The organism is Alcanivorax sp. DSM 26293, assembly GCF_900107995.1.
In the GTDB taxonomy this organism is placed as follows: Bacteria; Pseudomonadota; Gammaproteobacteria; order Pseudomonadales; family Alcanivoracaceae; genus Alcanivorax.
In genome coordinates this window covers 271,541-290,039 of record NZ_FNUM01000004.1, presented here as the reverse complement: position 1 = coordinate 290,039, position 18,499 = coordinate 271,541, and the positions used below count along the sequence as shown (strand labels likewise).

The 18,499-nt window shown below is 57.7% G+C and carries 19 protein-coding genes; 15 read left to right on the top strand and 4 right to left on the bottom strand.

The features are described 5' to 3' along the window. Positions 1–141: 141 nt before the first annotated feature. On the bottom strand, positions 142–648 hold the full coding sequence (gene def, locus C4S63_RS09860; RefSeq protein ID WP_062814983.1) for a peptide deformylase: 507 nt from the start codon (positions 646–648) through the stop codon (positions 142–144). A 145-nt stretch (positions 649–793) separates the two neighbouring features. Between def and C4S63_RS09855 the strand changes: the two genes are divergently transcribed. The 8 genes from C4S63_RS09855 to C4S63_RS09820 all read left to right on the top strand — a co-directional run bounded on the left by C4S63_RS09855 (position 794) and on the right by C4S63_RS09820 (position 7,159). Continuing rightward, positions 794–1,867 carry a LysM peptidoglycan-binding domain-containing protein gene (locus C4S63_RS09855; RefSeq protein ID WP_103917452.1) on the top strand — a complete coding sequence of 358 codons (1,074 nt, stop codon included), beginning with the start codon at positions 794–796 and terminating at the stop codon, positions 1,865–1,867. Positions 1,868–1,944: 77 nt separating this feature from the next. After that, positions 1,945–3,006, top strand: a complete 1,062-nt coding sequence (dprA, locus tag C4S63_RS09850; protein WP_103917451.1) for a DNA-processing protein DprA — start codon at positions 1,945–1,947, stop codon at positions 3,004–3,006. Between the two features lie 87 nt (positions 3,007–3,093). Next, positions 3,094–3,312, top strand: coding sequence for a hypothetical protein (locus C4S63_RS09845; protein WP_062814980.1), 219 nt, complete (start codon positions 3,094–3,096; stop codon positions 3,310–3,312). 82 nt (positions 3,313–3,394) lie between these two features. Continuing rightward, positions 3,395–3,943 carry an L-threonylcarbamoyladenylate synthase gene (locus tag C4S63_RS09840; RefSeq protein ID WP_103917450.1) on the top strand — a complete coding sequence of 183 codons (549 nt, stop codon included), beginning with the start codon at positions 3,395–3,397 and terminating at the stop codon, positions 3,941–3,943. Positions 3,944–3,969: 26 nt separating this feature from the next. Further along, positions 3,970–4,878, top strand: a complete 909-nt coding sequence (gene hemF / locus C4S63_RS09835; protein WP_103917449.1) for an oxygen-dependent coproporphyrinogen oxidase — start codon at positions 3,970–3,972, stop codon at positions 4,876–4,878. Then, positions 4,875–5,687 carry a shikimate dehydrogenase gene (gene aroE / locus C4S63_RS09830; RefSeq protein WP_103917448.1) on the top strand — a complete coding sequence of 271 codons (813 nt, stop codon included), beginning with the start codon at positions 4,875–4,877 and terminating at the stop codon, positions 5,685–5,687. Before hemF ends, aroE begins: the two co-directional genes overlap by 4 nt. A 1-nt stretch (position 5,688) precedes the next feature. Beyond that, complete coding sequence (locus tag C4S63_RS09825) at positions 5,689–6,138, top strand: ion channel (protein ID WP_234999982.1); 450 nt, start codon at positions 5,689–5,691, stop codon at positions 6,136–6,138. Positions 6,139–6,181: 43 nt separating this feature from the next. Next, a complete protein-coding gene (locus tag C4S63_RS09820) occupies positions 6,182–7,159 on the top strand; it encodes a lipid A deacylase LpxR family protein (RefSeq protein ID WP_103917447.1) in 978 nt (325 codons plus the stop codon). A gap of 215 nt (positions 7,160–7,374) precedes the next feature. Here C4S63_RS09820 and C4S63_RS09815 read toward each other — a convergent pair whose 3' ends face one another. Then, positions 7,375–7,926: a gamma carbonic anhydrase family protein gene (locus C4S63_RS09815; protein ID WP_103917446.1), complete on the bottom strand. Its 552-nt coding sequence runs from the start codon at positions 7,924–7,926 to the stop codon at positions 7,375–7,377. Positions 7,927–7,969: 43 nt separating this feature from the next. Between C4S63_RS09815 and C4S63_RS09810 the strand changes: the two genes are divergently transcribed. The 7 genes from C4S63_RS09810 to C4S63_RS09780 all read left to right on the top strand — a co-directional run bounded on the left by C4S63_RS09810 (position 7,970) and on the right by C4S63_RS09780 (position 15,873). Further along, entirely contained in the window at positions 7,970–8,149 is a 180-nt protein-coding gene (locus C4S63_RS09810; RefSeq protein WP_062814974.1) for a hypothetical protein, read from the top strand. After that, positions 8,127–10,160, top strand: coding sequence for an oligopeptidase A (gene prlC / locus C4S63_RS09805; protein ID WP_103917445.1), 2,034 nt, complete (start codon positions 8,127–8,129; stop codon positions 10,158–10,160). The genes C4S63_RS09810 and prlC overlap by 23 nt, the downstream gene beginning before the upstream one ends. 155 nt (positions 10,161–10,315) lie before the next feature. Then, entirely contained in the window at positions 10,316–10,510 is a 195-nt protein-coding gene (locus C4S63_RS09800; protein ID WP_103917444.1) for a YheV family putative metal-binding protein, read from the top strand. Positions 10,511–10,980: 470 nt separating this feature from the next. Next, entirely contained in the window at positions 10,981–11,526 is a 546-nt protein-coding gene (locus tag C4S63_RS09795) for a fimbrial protein (protein WP_197461830.1), read from the top strand. A gap of 71 nt (positions 11,527–11,597) precedes the next feature. Beyond that, positions 11,598–12,317, top strand: a complete 720-nt coding sequence (locus tag C4S63_RS09790; protein WP_103917443.1) for a molecular chaperone — start codon at positions 11,598–11,600, stop codon at positions 12,315–12,317. A gap of 30 nt (positions 12,318–12,347) precedes the next feature. Then, positions 12,348–14,858: a fimbria/pilus outer membrane usher protein gene (locus tag C4S63_RS09785; protein ID WP_369826415.1), complete on the top strand. Its 2,511-nt coding sequence runs from the start codon at positions 12,348–12,350 to the stop codon at positions 14,856–14,858. Next, complete coding sequence (locus C4S63_RS09780; protein WP_103917441.1) at positions 14,842–15,873, top strand: fimbrial protein; 1,032 nt, start codon at positions 14,842–14,844, stop codon at positions 15,871–15,873. Before C4S63_RS09785 ends, C4S63_RS09780 begins: the two co-directional genes overlap by 17 nt. A gap of 490 nt (positions 15,874–16,363) precedes the next feature. Here C4S63_RS09780 and C4S63_RS09770 read toward each other — a convergent pair whose 3' ends face one another. Continuing rightward, entirely contained in the window at positions 16,364–17,563 is a 1,200-nt protein-coding gene (locus C4S63_RS09770) for an NAD(P)/FAD-dependent oxidoreductase (protein WP_103917439.1), read from the bottom strand. A 136-nt stretch (positions 17,564–17,699) separates the two neighbouring features. Next, entirely contained in the window at positions 17,700–18,476 is a 777-nt protein-coding gene (locus C4S63_RS09765; RefSeq protein WP_062814967.1) for a ferredoxin--NADP reductase, read from the bottom strand. Positions 18,477–18,499 lie beyond the last annotated feature (23 nt).

The window sequence follows — 18,499 nt, the reverse complement described above, 5'->3', positions numbered from 1 at the left end:
AAGTTGAAACGCGGCTCGAGAGCGGTGCCATGGAATCACGGGCTTTGCCCGCGCTGCGAGGTAAGAGCGCGGGCACGGCAAGCAGGCTAACCTGGCACTTGCCCGCGCTTTTCAACTTTGAACTTTCAACTTGCAACTCTCTCAAGCCTGCTGACGGTGCAGTTTTTCCAGCTTCTTCTTGATGCGATCACGCTTCAGCCGGGATACGTAGTCCACAAACAACTTGCCGTCCAGATGATCGATCTCATGCTGGATGCAGGTGGCCAGAAGTTCGTCCGCCTCTTCCTCGAAGGCGTTGCCGTCCCGGTCCAGGGCCTTGATGCGTACCCGGGCCGGGCGCTGTACCTTCTCGTAAAAGCCGGGGACCGACAGGCAGCCCTCTTCATAAGGGGCCAGCTCATCGGTGAGCGGTGTGATCTCCGGGTTGATGAAAACCCGTGGCTGGGACTGATCTTCGGACAGGTCCATCACGATCAGCCGTTGATGTACGTTCACCTGAGTGGCCGCCAGACCGATGCCCGGGCAGGCGTACATGGTTTCGAACATGTCGTCGATGAGTTTGCGAAGCTCGTCATCTACCTTTTCCACCGGCTTTGCTACCGTGCGTAGCCTGGGATCAGGGAATTCCAGTATTTCCAGTTTGGCCATGTACCTTCTCGGAAGTTGCGATAGCACTCGAATTTCGGTTGCTAAATATATGATCGCATTGCTAATATCCAAAAGAAACCGTGTCCGTAAAAACCGGCCCACGGCAGCTCTTGGGGATGAGTCCAATAATGATAAAAGGAATCCGATGATGATGAAATCGGTCCAGCGCGCCCTGGCCTTCGGGCTGTTAGTGTCTTTATCCGGCCTGGCGGCTGCCCAGGTCATGCTCAAAGACGGGCATCCCGGCAAATATTTCGTCAAGAATGGCGATACCCTGTGGGATATCAGTGCCCGTTTTCTGGAAGAACCCTGGCAATGGCCAGAGATCTGGCAGATCAATGAAGAAATCCGCAATCCCCACCTGATCTATCCTGGCGATGAAATTCGCCTGACCTATGTGAATGGCGAGCCACGTCTTTCCGTGAAACGGGGCGTGGAAGAAAAGACCCTGCCGAATGGTACCGTCAAACTCACGCCGAAAGTGCGTGAAATCGCCAATGATGAAGCGATTCCTGCGATCCCCGCCGGTGCCATCGCCGCCTACTTGAAGGAAGGCCTGGTGGTCAGCCGTGAGGAGATTGCCGAGGCGCCGTATATTGTCGGGGGCCGGGACCGTCGGGTGATTTTCGGTGAGGGGGATACCGTTTATGCCCGGGATGTGAAAGATGAATGGGCGGATCTGCAGCGCGGCTACGGCTTTTACCGGGTGGGCGAGCAATATGTCGATCCGGACACCAATGAAGTGCTGGGTTATGAAGCCCGTCAGATCGGTCTGGGCCGTGTGGCCGACCATGATGAAGATATGCTGACGTTGCGGGTTACCCGCTCCAGTGAAGATCTGCGCATCGATGATCGTCTTTTCTCCACCGAGGATCGCCGGGTGCGTTCCGTGCTCTATCCGTCGGCCCCGGACACCAAGATCGAAGGCAAGGTGATTCGCTTCTTTGACCGTATCAGCAGCGTGGCACGTAATGACGTGGTGGTAGTCAACAAGGGGCTGCGCGATGGCCTGAAAGAAGGCAATGTGCTGGATGTGTTCGGTCAGGGTGAAGCCGTCCGTGATCGCCAGCGTGGCGATATGGTGCGGCTGCCCCGAGAAAGAACCGGCTCCATGGTGATCTTCCGGGTCTTTGACAAGGTCAGCTATGGCTTGATCATGGAGTCCACACGCCCCATCTACATGAACGATATCGCCGAGAGTCCGGCAGGTAGCTACTGACAATCCATTTGCGGTAGCGCTCACCGCCGGGGTCCTGGCCCCTGACAACCCGTCAAACGCACACAAGGAGGTGAGCGATGGACGGACAATACAAACGCCTGCTGTTGCAGGCGTTGTTTTCCCCGTCGTCCGCGGCCCTGGGCCGTGCACTCAAACAGCAATCCATCGACAGCACCGCGCTGGCCGATTTTCTGCCCCTGTTGCCCGCTGGCCTGAAAGCACGTCGCAAGCTGCTGGACAATACCGGCTCCCTGGCCGTCCACTACGAGCACCTGCGTGAGCAGGGATGGCGCTGGCTGGCCCTCGGTGATGCGGACTATCCATCCCTGCTTGCCCGGATTGTCGATCCCCCCGGGGTGCTGGCGGTACGTGGCTGTGTGGAAGCGCTCAATGCGCCCGGCCTTGCCATGGTCGGTGCGCGTAATGCCTCTGCGGATGGGCTGGATAACAGTCGCCGCTTTGCCCGGGATCTGGCCGCCGGTGGCTTTGTGATTGTCAGTGGGCTGGCCCTGGGTGTGGATGCTGCGGCTCACCGCGGTGCGCTCAGTACGGGCCGCACGGTGGCGGTGCTGGGCAGCGGGCCGGATCGAATTTACCCACCCCGAAATGCGCTCCTTGCCGGGCAGATCGTGGAGACCGGTGGGGCGCTGGTCACGGAGTTTGCCCCTGGCGCACCGCCCCTGCCCGGCCAGTTTCCCCAGCGTAACCGGGTAATCAGCGGGCTCAGCCTGGGCACCATCGTGGTGGAGGCGGCCATCAAGAGTGGTTCACTGATCACTGCGCGAACGGCGCTGGCACAGGGGCGTGAAGTGTTTGCCATTCCGGGCAGTATCCATAATCCCCTGAGCAAGGGCTGTCACCAGCTGTTGCGTGACGGGGCCAGCTGGCTGGAGAGCAGAGAGGATATTTTCCACGCCTTCGGTGACTTTCGGCGCAGCGTCGAAGCCGCTGAAATCCGGGCGCCGGATCAGCCCGGGTTGCTTCAGCATCTGACCGGCGGCCTCAACTCTCTGGATTCCCTGCAAGCCCGCACGGGATTGCCGATAACCGAGCTGGCCGGGCAGCTTGCCGACCTGGAACTCGAGGGCTGGGTGGAGCGGGTGGCCGGGGGCTACCTGAAGCGCAGTGGCGCGGCCTAGTCCGGGCATGGCAGTGGATTCTCGGATTTGACCTTTTCCGGCGTGGGGCGGAGGGTGGAAGTTCAGAGTCTGTGTTCGAGGTGTGCCATGTTCGAGATCTATGTGCCCCTGTTGCGAGGACAGGGCGAGTGGCGCGCGGTGGAGGCAGTCCATGTTGACGGCAGGCGCTACCGGATTATCGGCACCATGCCGCAGGACGAGGAGTGGGAGTTCCTCCCCGGCGAAGAGGTGGAGTGTGAAACCACGGAAGTGGAGGAGGGAAAAAACGCCCTCGCCGCGGTCCGTGTGACGCGGGTTCCCCTGTAAACCCGGATGCCATTGCGGCTGCGACTTGAGCCGGCCTGTGATGCAAGGTATTTTCCCGTCTTTCTCTCAGGGCGAGCTCGTCATGTATCAGCATCTGCATAGCGCGGCACAGATTATTCAGGCCGGGGGGGTGGTGGCTTACCCCACCGAGTCGGTTTACGGTCTCGGCTGTGATCCCTTTAATGAATCTGCGGTCATGCATCTGCTGGCGATCAAGGAGCGTCCGGTAAGCAAAGGCCTGATTCTGATCGGTGCGGATCTGTCCCAGCTGGCCCCTTACCTGCGGCTGACAGACAGTGAGCATGAGCAGCTGGCCGGGCAATGGCCGGCGCCGCGCACCTATCTGGTCGAGGCCGGGGAGAACGTCCCCGCCTGGGTACGCGGTGCCTTCAGCAAGGTGGCGGTGCGGGTACCGGATCATCCCCTGGCCCGTGACCTGTGTCGGGCGGTGGGCCATCCGATCATCTCCACCAGTGCCAATATCAGTGGCCGCCCGGCGGCCCGCAATCAGTTCCAGGTGGCCCGTCAGCTTGGCGAACGCCTGGACTTTATTGTCAGTGGTGTCTGTGACCGCGCCGCCAAACCCTCTACCATCATTGATCTGGAAAGTGGCCGCATCTTGCGGGCTTAAGCCACGTATTCAAACCGGGAGACGGCATGTCAGAGGTATCACTGCAGGCGGTGAAAGACTACCTGCTGGGCCTTCAGGATCGCATTTGCGAGGAACTGGCCGAGGAAGATGGCAGCGCCACTTTCCGTGAAGAGAGCTGGGATCGGGAGCAGGGAGGCGGTGGCCGCAGTCGGGTGCTGGAAAACGGTGCCGTGATCGAAAAAGGCGGCGTGAACTTCTCCCATGTGTTCGGCAGCCAGTTGCCGCCTTCCGCCACTGCCGCACGGCCGGAGCTGGCGGGCCGCAGTTTTCAGGCCATGGGGGTGTCGCTGGTCATCCATCCGAAGAACCCCTACGTACCCACCAGCCATGCCAATGTCCGTTTCTTTGTTGCCGAGAAAGACGGCGAAGCGCCGGTGTGGTGGTTCGGTGGTGGCTTTGATCTTACCCCTTTTTATGGCTTCGAAGAGGATGTGGTGCATTGGCACCAGACTGCCAAAACAGCCTGTGATCCTTTCGGTGAAGGCCTCTATGCGGAGTTCAAGCGCTGGTGTGATGATTATTTCCATATCAAGCATCGCGACGAGCCCCGTGGGGTGGGAGGACTGTTTTTCGACGACCTGAATCGTTTTGATTTCGAGACCAGCTTTGCGCTGATGCGCAGCGTTGGTGACGCCTACATTCCGGCCTATCGCCCTATCGTGGCGCGGCGAAAAGACCATGAATACGGTGATCGGGAGCGTCAGTTCCAGCTCTATCGCCGCGGTCGCTATGTGGAATTCAATCTGGTCTATGATCGCGGCACCCTCTTCGGACTGCAGTCCGGTGGGCGCACCGAATCCATCCTCATGTCGCTGCCTCCACTGGTACGTTGGGACTATGACTGGCACCCGCAGCCGGACAGTGCGGAGAGCGAGCTCTACCGGAAATTTCTGATCCATCGGGAGTGGTTATGACGGCCTTGTATTGTGTGTTCGGCAATCCGGTGGCCCATTCCCGGTCGCCGGATATTCATCATGCGTTTGCCGCCCAGCGTGATGAGGATCTGCGCTATGAAAAACGCGAAGCGCCGCTGCAAGACTTTGCCGGGGCGGTGAAAGCCTTTCGTAACGAGGGGGGGCTTGGCGCCAATGTGACCGTGCCTTTCAAGGAGCAGGCCTTCGATCTCTGTGACGCGGTCACCGAGCGCGCCGGCCTGGCGGGGGCGGTGAATACCCTGTGGTGGGATGGCGAACAGCTCCATGGCGATAACACCGATGGGGCCGGCATGGTCAAGGATATCCGTGACAATCTGGGCTGGGACATTCAGGGAAAGCGGGTGCTGGTGCTGGGTGCGGGGGGTGCGGTGCGTGGCGTGATGGGCCCCCTGCTGGCGGAAGCGCCGACGCTGGTGCGCATTGCCAACCGCACGGAAGAGAAGGCGGCGATCCTGGCCCGCGGTTTTATGGATGGAAAGAATCCCCCGGTGCTGGGTAGCGGCCTGGATACCCTCACCGGTCAGTTCGATCTGGTTATCAATGCCATTTCTGCCGGCCTCCAGGGTGACATGCCGGCTCTTCCCGAGGGATTGCTGGCGGCTGATGCCGTGGCCTATGACATGGTGTACGGCAGCGAGCCGACACCCTTTATGGTCTGGGCACAACAACAGGGCGCCGCCGCCACCGCCGATGGCCTGGGCATGTTGGTGGAGCAGGCTGCCGAGGCCTTCGAAATCTGGCGAGGCTGGCGTCCGGACAGTGCGCCGGTGATTGCCGGGCTGCGCTAGCATGATGGCGGACAGTGCGGTGATGAGTGAGGTGATGTTCGCGTCCATGGTCAGCCTGGCCATGGTGCTGGCCACCGTAACATTGCACTACTGGACCCTGGCGGGATTGTCCGCACTGCTCAAACGCTGGCCGGATTTCCGTGGCGAGATCCTGTTGGTGGTTATGGTTATGTTCGTTGCCCACATGGTTGAGGTAACGCTTTATGCCTGGGTCTATCTGATTCTGGACCAGGGCGATACCGCCATGAACCTGGCCGGTGCGGTTGATGGCAGCTTTCTGGATCATCTGTATTTTTCCACCGCTTGCTATACCTCCCTGGGTCTTGGCGACCTGTATCCGCTGGGCACGTTGCGTTTGATTGCCGGGGTCGAGGCGTTGAACGGACTGATATTGATCACCTGGTCTGCATCCTTTGCATTTCTGGTCATGCAGCGACGGTGGCGTTTCTGATTTTTCATGCGGGGCATTGCCGTTTCCCGTGAGAGGTATGACTATGTCCCTGCGCCTTCTGTTGATCGTTTCTTGTCTGTTACCTCTGGTTGCCAAGGCGTCCACCTTCGGTTTTTCCTGGGATAACGATCTGTTTGTGGGCTCCGACGGGCAGTACACCAATGGGGTGCGCATCAGCTGGGTTGGCGATGCGCATGAATATTGCGATCGAAACGGGAGTTTCACCTGCGGCCTGGCGTCGCTGCTGGACCCGCTGCCCGGCATCAGTGTGATTGATGAAAAACATGCGCTGACCCTGAGTCTGGAGCAGATCATGATCACGCCATCGGATATCAGTCGAGAAATGCCCGACTTCAATGATCTGCCCTATGTGGGTTACAGCAATCTGGAGCTGGGCTTGTTCAGTTGGAATGGCAACAGCCTGTTCGGCTATGGCGTGCGGGTCGGCATTGTGGGTCCGGATTCCGGCGCTGAGCAATCACAGAAGGTGGTGCACAAGATCACCGGTTCCGAGGAGCCCCGGGGCTGGGACAATCAGCTCGGTCATGATGCGATTGGTGGCGCCTATTTTCTTCATGCTCATCGACTTTTCAGGTATACACAAGGTTGGCTGGACAGTGAGGTGGGTTATGCCTGGGGGGTGGATGCCAATAATTTTAACGGCACGGCCAGGGCCGGTGGATTCTGGCGGATTGGCCAGAATCTGCCGCGCAACTTTATCCCCGATTACGCGGGAATAGGCACTGCAGGCTCCCTGGTGGGCTTGTTCGATGGGGAAGGGTTTGGCTGGGAAATCTTTTTTGCCAGCTTTGGGGAGTACATCGGTTACTCCTACCTGGAAGAAAACAGCGGCCCCTATGACGTGGAATCCCGGGACGGCATTGTCGGGCTGGTGCTCGGTGGCGGCATCAGTCTGGACAATTTTTCCTTCACCCTGACCTTGCAGGGATCGTCATCACCGATTCGTCAAAGCGACGATATTCTGAGTTTTGGGAATATGTCGTTTATGTGGAAGATTTAGCTACAAGCTACACTCGTTGGATAGGCAAAGGTTGGGAAGTTCCCAAGACTTCGTCATTTCTACGAAGCCGCTGTAGGAGCACCTCTTGAGGTGCGAACCTTGCGAAGCAAGGACATCGACCGCAGGGCGATCAGGGCTATTAGAGCTCGACAGGTTTGCTAATAAAGAAATACGAAGCATGAATAAGCACCGGAATCGCGCCGCGAGCGACGCTCCTACAGCACGGTGCTGTCGCTTGACGCCCCCAGATACCGATCCTTCAACCGCACATAATTCCCGGCCACGTAGGGCAGAAATTCTTTTTCCTCCTGGCTAAGTGCGCGTACCTGGCGGGCCGGTTGGCCGCGGTAGAGGTAACCGCTTTCCAGCCGCTTGCCCGGACCCACCAGCGACCCGGCGGCGACGATCACGTCGTCTTCCACCACGGCACCGTCCATGATGATCGCCTGCATGCCCACCATCACCCGATTACCCAGGGTGCAGCCATGCAGCATGGCCTGGTGAGCGAGAGTCACATCGTCACCAATTTTCAGGGCGAAACCGCCCGGATTGAAGCGGGAGTCGTGGGTAATATGCAGCACCGCGTTGTCCTGAATGCTGACCCGGGTGCCAATGCGGATGGCGTGCATGTCGCCGCGAATCACGGCCCGCGGCCACACGGAGCAATCATCACCCAGCACCACATCACCGATCACGGTGGCATCCGGGTCCACAAATACCCGTTTCCCCAATTGCGGGGCCTTGTCTTCAAAGCGGCGAATCCCCATCACTGTTAAACTCGATAGCCGAATGTGGTCGTCAGGGAGGCCCATGAAACAGCCGCCCACCCGTATACTGATTGCCATACTGATCTTGCTTGGCGTTTTCCTGCTGAGCAAGTGGCTGATTTTCCAGACGCTGCTGCAGCCGGATGAGAGCACTCGCCAGCCTCTGCCAGCGGCGCCAACCGACGCAGGACAAGACACCGATGAGCAACAACCCGCTGATTGACTACCCGGAACTGCCGCCGTTTTCAAAAATCCAGCCGGAGCATGTACTGCCCGCTGTGGAGCAACTGGTGGCCGATGGCCGTGCCCGCATCCAGCAGGTACTGGCGGACGGTAACTTCGATTATGCCCATCTGGTGCAGGCCCTGGATGAGGAAGACGACCGCCTGGGCAAGGCCTTCGGTCCCGCCGGGCATCTCAATGCGGTGGCCCAGAATGAAGCCCTGCGTAATGCCTATAACAGCTGCCTGCCGCTGCTCAGCGAGTATGGCACCGAGGTGGGCCAGAACGCGCAGCTGTGTGCCGCCTACCAGACCCTGCGAGACAGTGATGAATGGAGCTCGCTCAGCGAAGCCCAGCAGAAAGACATTGATAATACCCTGCGCGATTTCCGCCTTTCCGGGGTGGACCTGCCGGACGACAAGAAAGCGCAGTACATGGCCAACTCCAAACGACTCTCCGAACTGACCAGCCAATTTTCCGATAACACGCTGGATGCCACCCAGGCGTGGACCAAGCTCGTGACGGATGAAGCGGAACTTGAGGGCTTGCCGGACAGCGCCAAGGCCGGGGCCGCCGACAGGGCCAAGGCGGCAGACAAGGAAGGCTGGTTGCTGACGCTGGATGCGCCGGTGTTCATCGCCGTGATGAGCCACTGCAAGAATGCGGAACTGCGCAAGGAAATGTATGTGGCCTGGACCACCAAGGCGTCCGATCAGGGCCCCCACGCCGGGCAGTTCGATAACGCGGCCATCATGGATGAGATTCTCAAGCTGCGCCACGAGCAGGCTCAATTGCTGGGCTTTGCCAACTTTGGCGAAGAATCCCTGGCCACCAAGATGGCTCGGGATGTGAACGAGGTGATCCGGTTTCTTGAAGATCTGGCCAAGCGGGCCAAGCCCCAGGCGGAACGGGAGCTGGCGGAACTAAGGGCTTTTGCGGCAGAGCAGGGTGCCGACCAGCTGGAACCCTGGGACATCGGTTTCTGGAGCGAGCGCCTGCGCGAAGCGCGTTACAGCATTTCCGAAGAAGAGCTGCGTCCCTGGTTCCCGGCGGACACCGTGATCAATGGCATGTTTGCGGTGGTCGGGAAACTGTTCGGTATCCAGTTCCGTCAACGTGATGAGGTGGACACCTGGCACGAGGACGTGCGCTTCTATGAACTGGTAGATGACGATGGCAGTGTCCGAGCTGCGTTCTATCTGGACATGTATGCGCGCACCGGCAAGCGTGGTGGTGCCTGGATGGACGATGCCCGTATTCGCCGCCGCCGTGCCGACGGCAGCCTGCAAACCCCGGTGGCCTACCTGACCTGTAACTTCGCCCCGCCCGCAGGCGGCAAACCCGGGCTGCTCACCCACGATGAAGTGGTGACCCTGTTCCACGAGTTCGGTCACGGTCTTCATCACATGCTTACCGAGCAGGATGTGTCCGGGATCTCCGGCATCAACGGGGTGGCCTGGGATGCCGTGGAGCTGCCCAGCCAGTTCCTGGAAAACTGGTGCTGGACCGAGGAAGGCATTGCCCTGATTTCCGGGCATTACGAAACCGGTGAGCCGTTACCGAAAGAAAAGCTGGAAAAAATGCTGGCCGCCAAAAACTTCCAGGGTGCCATGCAGATGGTGCGGCAGCTTGAGTTCTCCCTGTTCGACATGCGCATTCACGCGGAATATCAGCAAGGAATGGATATTTATCAGGTCCTGAAGGAGGTGCGTGAGCAGGTGGCCGTGATACAACCGCCCGCCTTCAACCGTTTCCCCAACAGCTTCGGACATATTTTTGCAGGCGGCTATGCGGCGGGGTACTACAGCTATAAATGGGCCGAAGTGCTTTCTGCGGATGCCTATTCCCGCTTCGAGGAAGAGGGCGAGTTCAACGAAGACACAGGCCGGGCCTTCCGCAGCGAAATTCTCGCCAAGGGGGGCAGCCGCGAACCCATGGAGCTGTTCAAGGCCTTCCGCGGCCGCGAGCCCAGCGTGGAGCCGCTGCTGCGCCATTGCGGTATCAACGGCTGATTTTTACCACAGAGGGCACAGAATTTCTCAATAGAGTCTTTTGTGCCGGTGCTGTTAAGTAGCGAGTGACGAGGAGCGAGTTTCGAAATGAAAAACCCCGCGTCGCCGGGTTTTCGAAACTCGTTACTCGCAACTCGAGACTCAAAGGGTTTTCTATGAAACGCCAATTTATCGCCGGCGCCACCTGCCCGGAGTGTGGGCAGATGGACAAGATCCAGCGTGTCATCGACGGCGACAGGCAATGGATGGAATGCGTCGCCTGCGGGGCGACAAAGGATCTGGATGCCAAGCCTCCAGAGACGACCGATGCCCTGGCGCAACCGGTCACTTTACAGCCGCAAAAAAAATAGGTTGGTGGGCAAAAAAACCACCACCGGCCAGCCTGTGATTGTCGTCAGTAAAAAGGCATAGGGATGTTTGGCCCCCTCCCGGGCCACTGCCCCGCCTTTCCATTTCTGCCCCTACATTTTGCCGAAATCCCTCTCTTTTTTCCTTTCCTGGCGGGCCATGATTTCATGAGCGGGATAGGGTTGCGTGTCTGCGTCAGAAGCCCTTGAAAAATGAACGGAATTCATGAAAACAGGGTGTTTTAGTGAAAACGGCGTAGTCGCTATGAAAAAAACTACGCACTAGGCGTGAATATCTTGGCACCAGGGTGATTATTCGTTATTAGAATGTGTAAAAAAGTAATCTTTCGTATCCGATTTTACATTTAAAATATCTTGGCGCGTGCTAAGTTTCCTCCCGCTGTCTGTTATGTGACCTGTTTCACTGAACAAATGGCGAATTCGGTAATGACCATCCAAAGAGGGAACTTTTCATGCGCATGAACAAGCTTATTCTGGCGTCTGCCATCGCGGCATTGTCTGCTCCGGCCCTGGCGGTCGACGGAACCATTACATTCAACGGCCTGGTAACCGACCAGACCTGTGAAATCACCACCCCTGCCGGCAAAGACTTCACTGTCACTCTGCCGACCGTGTCTGCCACCACGCTGAATGCGGCCGCGCAAACCGCAGGCCGTACGCCTTTCTCCATCAACCTGTCCAACTGCAGCAGCGATGGCAAGGTCGCGACCTACTTCGAGCCGGGCCCCACCGTTGATTTCGACACGGGCCGTCTGGTTAACCAGGCTAACGCTGCCGATGCCGCCACTAACGTTCAGATCCAGTTGCTGGGCGAAAACAGCCTGTTCATTCCTGTTCAAGCCGCCGGTGCCGGTGGTGCGCAGGACAACTCCCAGTGGGTTGACGTGACCGCAGGTGGTGCCGCTGACCTGAACTACTACGCCGAGTACTACGCTACCGGTGCAGCTACTGCCGGTACGGTCAATAGCTCCATCCAGTACACCATCATCTACCAATGATGACGTGATGGCAGCTCCCGTTCCCCGGGGGCTGCCAACTATTTTGGCCGGGTAATTCAATGTTATTAAAAATGAAACTGTTCCTGCTGAGCAGCCTTTTGCTGCTGGCAGAGTGGGCCAGTGCCAGTGTGATTATTGATGGCACCCGTGTGGTTTACCCACAAAAAGCCCGCGAGGTGACTGTGCAGCTTCACAACACAGGTGATTCACCGTCGCTGGTCCAGTCATGGGTAGACGAAGGCGATAAGGATGCAACACCGGATACCACGTCGGCACCGTTCATCATTACGCCGCCTATTTCCCGTGTTGAAGCGGGATCTGGACAGGCATTGCGATTGACATTTACCGGCAGGGATTTGCCCTCTGACCGGGAATCCCTGTTCTGGTTGAATGTGCTTGAGGTTCCTCCGGCACCGGAAAGTGCGGAAGACAAGAACCTGATGCAATTGGCATTTCGTTCCAGACTGAAAATTTTCTATCGTCCTGATGGTTTGTCGGGTCGAGCTAACTTGTCCAGTCACTCTCTCGAATGTGATTTCGAATCAGAGCAAAGAGTGATGCGCTGTTCCAATCCAACGCCGTACCACATCAGTGTTGTCAAGTTGGAGCTCGCCCATGAAAACGGCGAAAAAAATCAAGTTGAACAAGGGATGATGTTCTCGCCTTTCTCATCCCACAATTTCGAAATTGGTTTCAAAAACGATGTAAAGGAAGGGACAAAGGCGGTCTTTACATCGATAAATGATTTTGGCGGCGCGGTGGAAGCCAGTATCGATATTACCCGCCAATAAAAGAATTAACGGCCTAGAGGTCTGGTAAGGATGCCAATGCTGTCGGCGCTATCATTCAAGAAAAGTTTCGCTATCGGTATAGCCATACTGACGGGCGGATTTTGCTGTGGGAATGCCTATGCACAGGAAAAAACGGCGTCTTTTAACTCATCGTTCCTGATGGGCTCAGCCAGGGACATGGATACCTCTCTTTATAGCCATGGCAATCCCGTATCGCCCGGTCAATACCGTCTGGACATGTATGTGAATGGACAGTGGTTTGGCAAGCAGGACATCGTTTTCTCGTCAGTACCCGGGAGAAAAAGTGCAGAAACCTGCTTCACCGTTGAGCAGCTTGCGTTCTACGGCATCGATGTTGAATCCATGGACGCGGCAGAGACGGATATCGAAACGTGCAAGCCGCTCTCGGAGTGGATAGGACAAGCACAATCCCGCCTTGAGATTTCCTCTCTGCGTATGGATCTCACCATTCCTCAGGAGAACATGCGCCGCGAAGCCAGGGGCTATGTCAATCCGGAGCTGTGGGATCGCGGCATTGATGCCGGCTTTATTGGCTATGACCTGAATGCCACTACCATCCGTGCCGACGAGTCCGGTTCCGGCATTTCAAGCAGTGACAACCTCTATCTTGGTCTCAACTCCGGTGTCAATGTGGCCGGCTGGCAGCTGAGACATAACTCAAGCGTATCCAGGCGTTCCGGTGACGGATACGACTGGCAAAAAACCTCAACGTTTGCGCGCCGTGCTTTCTCGGAGATTCGTAGCAATCTGACCATTGGTGACAGCTTTACCAGTGGAGAGCTGTTCGATTCCGTGGCCTATCGAGGCATTAATCTGGCCAGCGAAGACCGTATGCTGCCCGACTCCATGCGGGGATACGCGCCAGTCATTCGCGGCGTGGCGGCAACCAATGCCCGGGTTGAAGTTCGTCAGAACGGCAATCTTCTTTACAGCACCACGGTATCGCCCGGTAACTTTGTCATTGATGACCTTTACCCAACAGGGTTTGGTGGCGATCTGGAGGTGCTTGTCACGGAAGCGGACGGTCAGCAGCGGAGTTTCAGTGTTCCCTATTCCTCCATTGCACAACTGCTTCGAGAAGGTATCAGTCGACATAGCGTTACGGTGGCGCAGCTGCGCAATGACGAACTTGAGGATGAGCCTCTGTTCATGCAAGCGACCTACCAGCGCGGTCTGTATCACGATATTACCGGCTATCTGGGTAGTACCGTCAGCCAGGGATACCGATCTGTTCTGGTGGGCGCCGGTTTGTCGACAAAGCTGGGAGCTTTCTCGTTTGATGTGACCCGGTCGCAGACGGAATTCAGGAATAATGAGGACAAGTTGGGTAACAGTGTTCGCATCAATTATTCCAAAATGCTGAACCAGACCAATACCAACTTTACGCTGGCCGCCTACCGCTACTCCACCAAGGGCTTCTATGGTCTTTCGGATGCCATGTTTGCCAGAGAGTTTGACGAGCAACAGTTGAGTCTGGATGCGCTGAGAAGCCAAAAGAGTCAGTTTCAACTGACATTGAACCAGGCGCTCGGGCGTCGTTATGGATCCTTGTACTTTACCGGGTCCGTGCGTGACTTCTGGGATACTGACGGGGAAACCAAGCAATATCAGATGGGGTATAACAACCGCTTCCGCTCAATCAGCTATGGGATTTCTGCGATTCGGACGACCACCCAGGACGGTGAATCGGATAACCAGTTTGATCTCTCTTTCACCATGCCGATAGGCGGAGGCTACACCGGGAAGTACATTGATGGCGGTGTATCTCTGGATGATGACGGCTACGTGTCCAGCCGTGCCGGCATCAACGGCTATGGCGGTGACCGTAACCAGTACAACTATGGCATGCGGGTAACGGACAACGAACAAAATGGATCCACCGTTGGTGTGAACGGGGAATACCGTAGCCGATTTGCATCCATTAATGGTTCCTACAGCTATAGCGATGATTACCAGCAAGCCTCTGCCGGTGCGCGGGGTGCCTTTGTGGCGCACAAGGATGGCATCACCATGACCCCGCAACATGGCGACACCATGGTGCTGATTGAAGCCAAAGATGCAAAAGGGGCTGGCGTGGTGAGTGCCTCGGGTGTGGAAGTGGATGACTTTGGCTATGCGGTCTTGCCGTACGTGACCCCGTACCGGATGAATCGAATTACCCTGGATCCCAATGGCATTGACAGAAATGTGGAGTTGAAAGGGACCAGTCGTGAGCTGGCGCCCTATGCCGGTTCCATTACCCGGGTGACCTTTGAAACAGAAAAAGGGCTACCGATTCTGATAAAAGCGCACCGACGTGATGGCATCAGTTTGCCGTTCGCTGCCCGGGTCTTTGACACGTCTGGCAATGAAGTCGGTGTGGTCGGCCAGAGCAGCGTCATTTTTGTACGCAGCGAGCAGCGACAAGGGATGTTGACGGTGAAGTGGGGTGGGGAGCAATGCCGGCTGACTTACCAGCTGGGTGATGTGTCCCCGGAACAGGAGTTCGGTTTTGAAAAAACCAATGCGATTTGTCACTGATCGGTTTGCCAGGCTGGCAGGGTACCTGATAGCGGTCGCCCTGCTGTCCTTGTTGAGTATGGCGGGCCATGCCGCCTGTTATGTGTCGTCCGGATTCACCCCTCAGGACGTACAGATGGATTGGGGGCGTGTGTTGATTCAGCCGGATTTGCCCGTCGGCGCGGTGATCCAGACCCTGCAACGGCCAATCACTGGCAAAAATAATGCCGGCTACTGTAATTATGGTGGCTTTTCCAGGGGCGAGTTTGTCCGTAATCCCGCTGCAGTCCCCGGGTTTTCCAATGTCTATCAGACGGATGTGCCGGGCGTAGGAATTCGGGTTTATCGGGAAGCGGGCAATATCTCCACCTACTATCCCCATCAGATCAATTTCAGCGGCAATCGGCAGTTGAACCTGATTGGCGGGTATTTCAAAGTGGATCTGGTGAAGACGGCGGCGGTCACCGGTGCCGGCCCCATTGGGCCACCCGGATTGTTTACCACCTATTATCTGGATGGCTCCGGCATCAACAGGCCGGTTCTGACTTCCACGTTAACCGGGCAGGGGGTCACCATTGTGACGTCATCCTGTCAGGTTGATGCGGGATCCAAGAATATCGCCGTCAACTTTGGCTCGGTGTCCAACCGTGATTTCAGCGGGGTCGGGTCCAGGGTGAATCCAAGAGATTTCGAGATTCGCATGCGATGCCAGGGCGGCAATGTGGCCGGCGTGGATCAGGGGCTCATCAAGGTAAGGTTTGATGGAACCCGGGACGTCTCGAACCTGCCGGGCGTGCTGGCCATTGATGCTGGCCCGGCATCCGCCAGCGGTATTGGCATTCAGCTCAACCAGACCCTGGGTGGCACCGAACAGGTCGTGACTCTGGGTGAAGGGGTTGCCCTTGGGCGCACGCCCATCAACGACTCCGCGGAGTTTGTTCTGCCCATGCGTGCCTACTATATCCAGACGCAGTCAGGCACGGTCGGCGCAGGCACCGGTAATGGCAGGGCCACGTTCACCATTGAGTACCATTAATGGTACTCAATGACATAGCGCATGCTGACGGGCCCCGTCTCCGAAGCGGCAATACGTTCGTGGAGAGACTCTGACCGGCTGATAACCTCCGGTTGGGCGTGACGGTTTCCGGACACCGGCTCGAGATAGGTCCTGCCTATGTGCTGGTCAGCGGACAATGCCTGATTGCCGCAGCTGTCTACAATGACGTCCGTATACCCCACCTGGTTCTGCGTCCCTGGCTGACAAGACGCATAAACAACCGCTCCCTGGAATGAAATCGTATTGCTGGCCATGGCGGCTGAGGCTGAAAGTGCCAGTAGTACGGTAATCCCCGCTCGGCTTGCAGTGTTCATGTTGCCCCCTTCGATCACTATGTAATTATTTTGTCTAAGTGCGAAGGTTTATTTCTAGTACTTTTTCATTGGTTTTATGTAGCGATTGGCGCGCTCTTTTACATTCTCGGCACTCAAAGGTGGAAAATGGCGGATGGCCGGTTACGACATGCCGGTCAGTCGAGCAGGGACTGTTTCAGTCCAGCAACCGTCTTCACCATCTGTATGCGTAGCCATGGCACCCTTTCCATGGCTGGAAAGAACAGATCCCGTCCGCGGGATACCGTGCGACTGTGCGACTGGAAGGCGGGGGTCAGCCAGCGGCTCATACGCTGATAGAAGCGAATCTGTGGTTCCCGTTGACGGTGATAGTGACGCCAGACCTGGGGCCAGGCGTCTGATTCCGCGACCGCCTGGCCAATGGCACGGGCATCGAGCAGGGCCATGTTTGCCCCCTGACCCAGTTGCGGGCTCATGGCATGGGCGGCATCGCCAATGATGCCCAGCCGGTTTTCCCCCCAACGATGCATGATCACATCCCGGTAAGTGGCGGGCAGTAGCTGGTCTTGATGGGTCAGTGGGGCCAGTAGAGTCTCCAGCTGTGGCCACAGCTGGAGCGCCTGGTCACGCCAACCGGAAAAATCAAAATCCCGGTGTTGCCAGTGACGCATCTGCGCCACCGGCAGGCTCCAGAAGAAACTGGCCAGGGGTTGGTTCGGCTGATCCGGGCAGCAACCGGTGGGCAGGATGCCGACCATCTGGCTCGCCCGGTGATAGCGCTGTTGCAGAAGCGGCGCCGCAAATGATTCCACCATGGGCTGAATAGCCCACATGGCGCCCCAAGGGTAAAGCCTGTCATAGCGGGTCCAATCCGTTGGCCGCAGGCGGCTGTGGCTGCCATTGGCGATCAGCACCGCATCAAAAGATAGCCGACAGGGCTCCCCTGCGTTGTCGGCGATTACCGTGGTGTGCGCTTCCGCCACCTCCACGGCGCTGACGGTGCAGCCCATCAAACGCTCATGGGGCAGTGTCTGCAGGTGACAGTCCAGCACATGGCAGAGGCTGGCGCGATGAATGCCTAGACCGTGGCTGTGGTCGTCCAGGCTTCGGTAGGCAGTGTTCATGATGCGGCGACCATCGCGGGTGTGACCGATCAGGGCATCAACGCGGGCGCCATATCCCAGCATGGCCTGGTACAGTCCCATGTCCTTGAGCACTGACAGGCCGGTGGGCTGCAGCAAAAGACCGGCTCCTACTGGTGCCAGCGCCTCGGCCCGTTCGATCAGGGTGATGTGGTGGCCTTGTTCAGCAAGCAGGGCAGCAGTAGCCAGGCCGGCGGTACCGGCGCCGATAATGGCGATGGATTGTGGTTGCATCGAATGAATGTCCCTCCCTGGTAACATCCTGCTCATGCTAACAAGGAAGCGTGCTGTCGGTTGGTATCGGGCTTCAAAAAAAACGGGCCGCGAAGGCGGCCCGTAGCGTGTTGCGTGAAGCGTGTCAGCGTCTAACTCATTTCTCCACAAACGCCCGTTCGATCACATACTCACCCAGTTCCCCGCCGCGGGTTTCCTTGAAGCCCCAGCCATCGAGAATGGCCTGGGTATCCTTGAGCATGGCCGGGCTGCCGCAGAGCATGAAGCGGTCGTTTTCCAGGCTCGGTGTCGGCAGGCCCAGATCCTCGAACAGCTTGCCGCTGGTCATCAGGTCGGTGAGGCGACCCTGATTACGGAAGGGTTCGCGGGTCACCGTCGGGTAGTAGAGCAGCTTGCCCTTGACGAATTCGCCAAAGAATTCGTTGTTGGGCAGCTCGCTCTGGATGGTGTCCTGGTAAGCCAGCTCCGACACATGACGGACCCCGTGGGTGAGGATCACCCGGTCGTACTGGTCGTAGACCTCCGGGTCCTTGATGATGCTCATGAACGGCGCCAGACCGGTGCCGGTGGACAGCAGCCACAGATTCTTCCCCGGCAGCAGGTGATCGGCCACCAGGGTGCCGGTGGGCTTGCGGCTCACATAAATCTTGTCACCCGGCTGAATGTTCTGCAGCTGGGAGGTGAGCGGGCCATCCGGCACCTTGATGCTGAAGAACTCCAGTTCTTCCTCGTAGTTGGCACTGGCGATGGAGTAGGCGCGCAGTAACGGGCGGCCATTGTCCTGTTCCAGGCCAATCATGGTGAAGTGGCCGTTCTTGAAACGGAAACCCGGATCACGACTGGTGGTGAAGCTGAACAGGGTATCGTTCCAGTGGCGTACGCTTGTGACGGTCTCAGTATTCAAATTAGACATAATTAAATCAGCGCTTATTCCAA

Coding starts and splice junctions, on each gene's coding strand:
- C4S63_RS09820 (WP_103917447.1), top strand. CDS start 6,182: ATGTCCCTGCGCCTTCTGTTGATCGTTTCTTGTCTGTTACCTCTGGTT.
- hemF (WP_103917449.1), top strand. CDS start 3,970: ATGTCAGAGGTATCACTGCAGGCGGTGAAAGACTACCTGCTGGGCCTT.
- aroE (WP_103917448.1), top strand. CDS start 4,875: ATGACGGCCTTGTATTGTGTGTTCGGCAATCCGGTGGCCCATTCCCGG.
- C4S63_RS09825 (WP_234999982.1), top strand. CDS start 5,689: ATGATGGCGGACAGTGCGGTGATGAGTGAGGTGATGTTCGCGTCCATG.
- C4S63_RS09765 (WP_062814967.1), bottom strand. CDS start 18,476: ATGTCTAATTTGAATACTGAGACCGTCACAAGCGTACGCCACTGGAAC.
- C4S63_RS09810 (WP_062814974.1), top strand. CDS start 7,970: ATGAAACAGCCGCCCACCCGTATACTGATTGCCATACTGATCTTGCTT.
- C4S63_RS09840 (WP_103917450.1), top strand. CDS start 3,395: ATGTATCAGCATCTGCATAGCGCGGCACAGATTATTCAGGCCGGGGGG.
- C4S63_RS09795 (WP_197461830.1), top strand. CDS start 10,981: ATGCGCATGAACAAGCTTATTCTGGCGTCTGCCATCGCGGCATTGTCT.
- dprA (WP_103917451.1), top strand. CDS start 1,945: ATGGACGGACAATACAAACGCCTGCTGTTGCAGGCGTTGTTTTCCCCG.
- C4S63_RS09800 (WP_103917444.1), top strand. CDS start 10,316: ATGAAACGCCAATTTATCGCCGGCGCCACCTGCCCGGAGTGTGGGCAG.
- C4S63_RS09855 (WP_103917452.1), top strand. CDS start 794: ATGATGATGAAATCGGTCCAGCGCGCCCTGGCCTTCGGGCTGTTAGTG.
- C4S63_RS09845 (WP_062814980.1), top strand. CDS start 3,094: ATGTTCGAGATCTATGTGCCCCTGTTGCGAGGACAGGGCGAGTGGCGC.
- prlC (WP_103917445.1), top strand. CDS start 8,127: ATGAGCAACAACCCGCTGATTGACTACCCGGAACTGCCGCCGTTTTCA.
- def (WP_062814983.1), bottom strand. CDS start 648: ATGGCCAAACTGGAAATACTGGAATTCCCTGATCCCAGGCTACGCACG.
- C4S63_RS09790 (WP_103917443.1), top strand. CDS start 11,598: ATGAAACTGTTCCTGCTGAGCAGCCTTTTGCTGCTGGCAGAGTGGGCC.
- C4S63_RS09815 (WP_103917446.1), bottom strand. CDS start 7,926: ATGGGGATTCGCCGCTTTGAAGACAAGGCCCCGCAATTGGGGAAACGG.
- C4S63_RS09770 (WP_103917439.1), bottom strand. CDS start 17,563: ATGCAACCACAATCCATCGCCATTATCGGCGCCGGTACCGCCGGCCTG.
- C4S63_RS09780 (WP_103917441.1), top strand. CDS start 14,842: ATGCGATTTGTCACTGATCGGTTTGCCAGGCTGGCAGGGTACCTGATA.
- C4S63_RS09785 (WP_369826415.1), top strand. CDS start 12,348: ATGCCAATGCTGTCGGCGCTATCATTCAAGAAAAGTTTCGCTATCGGT.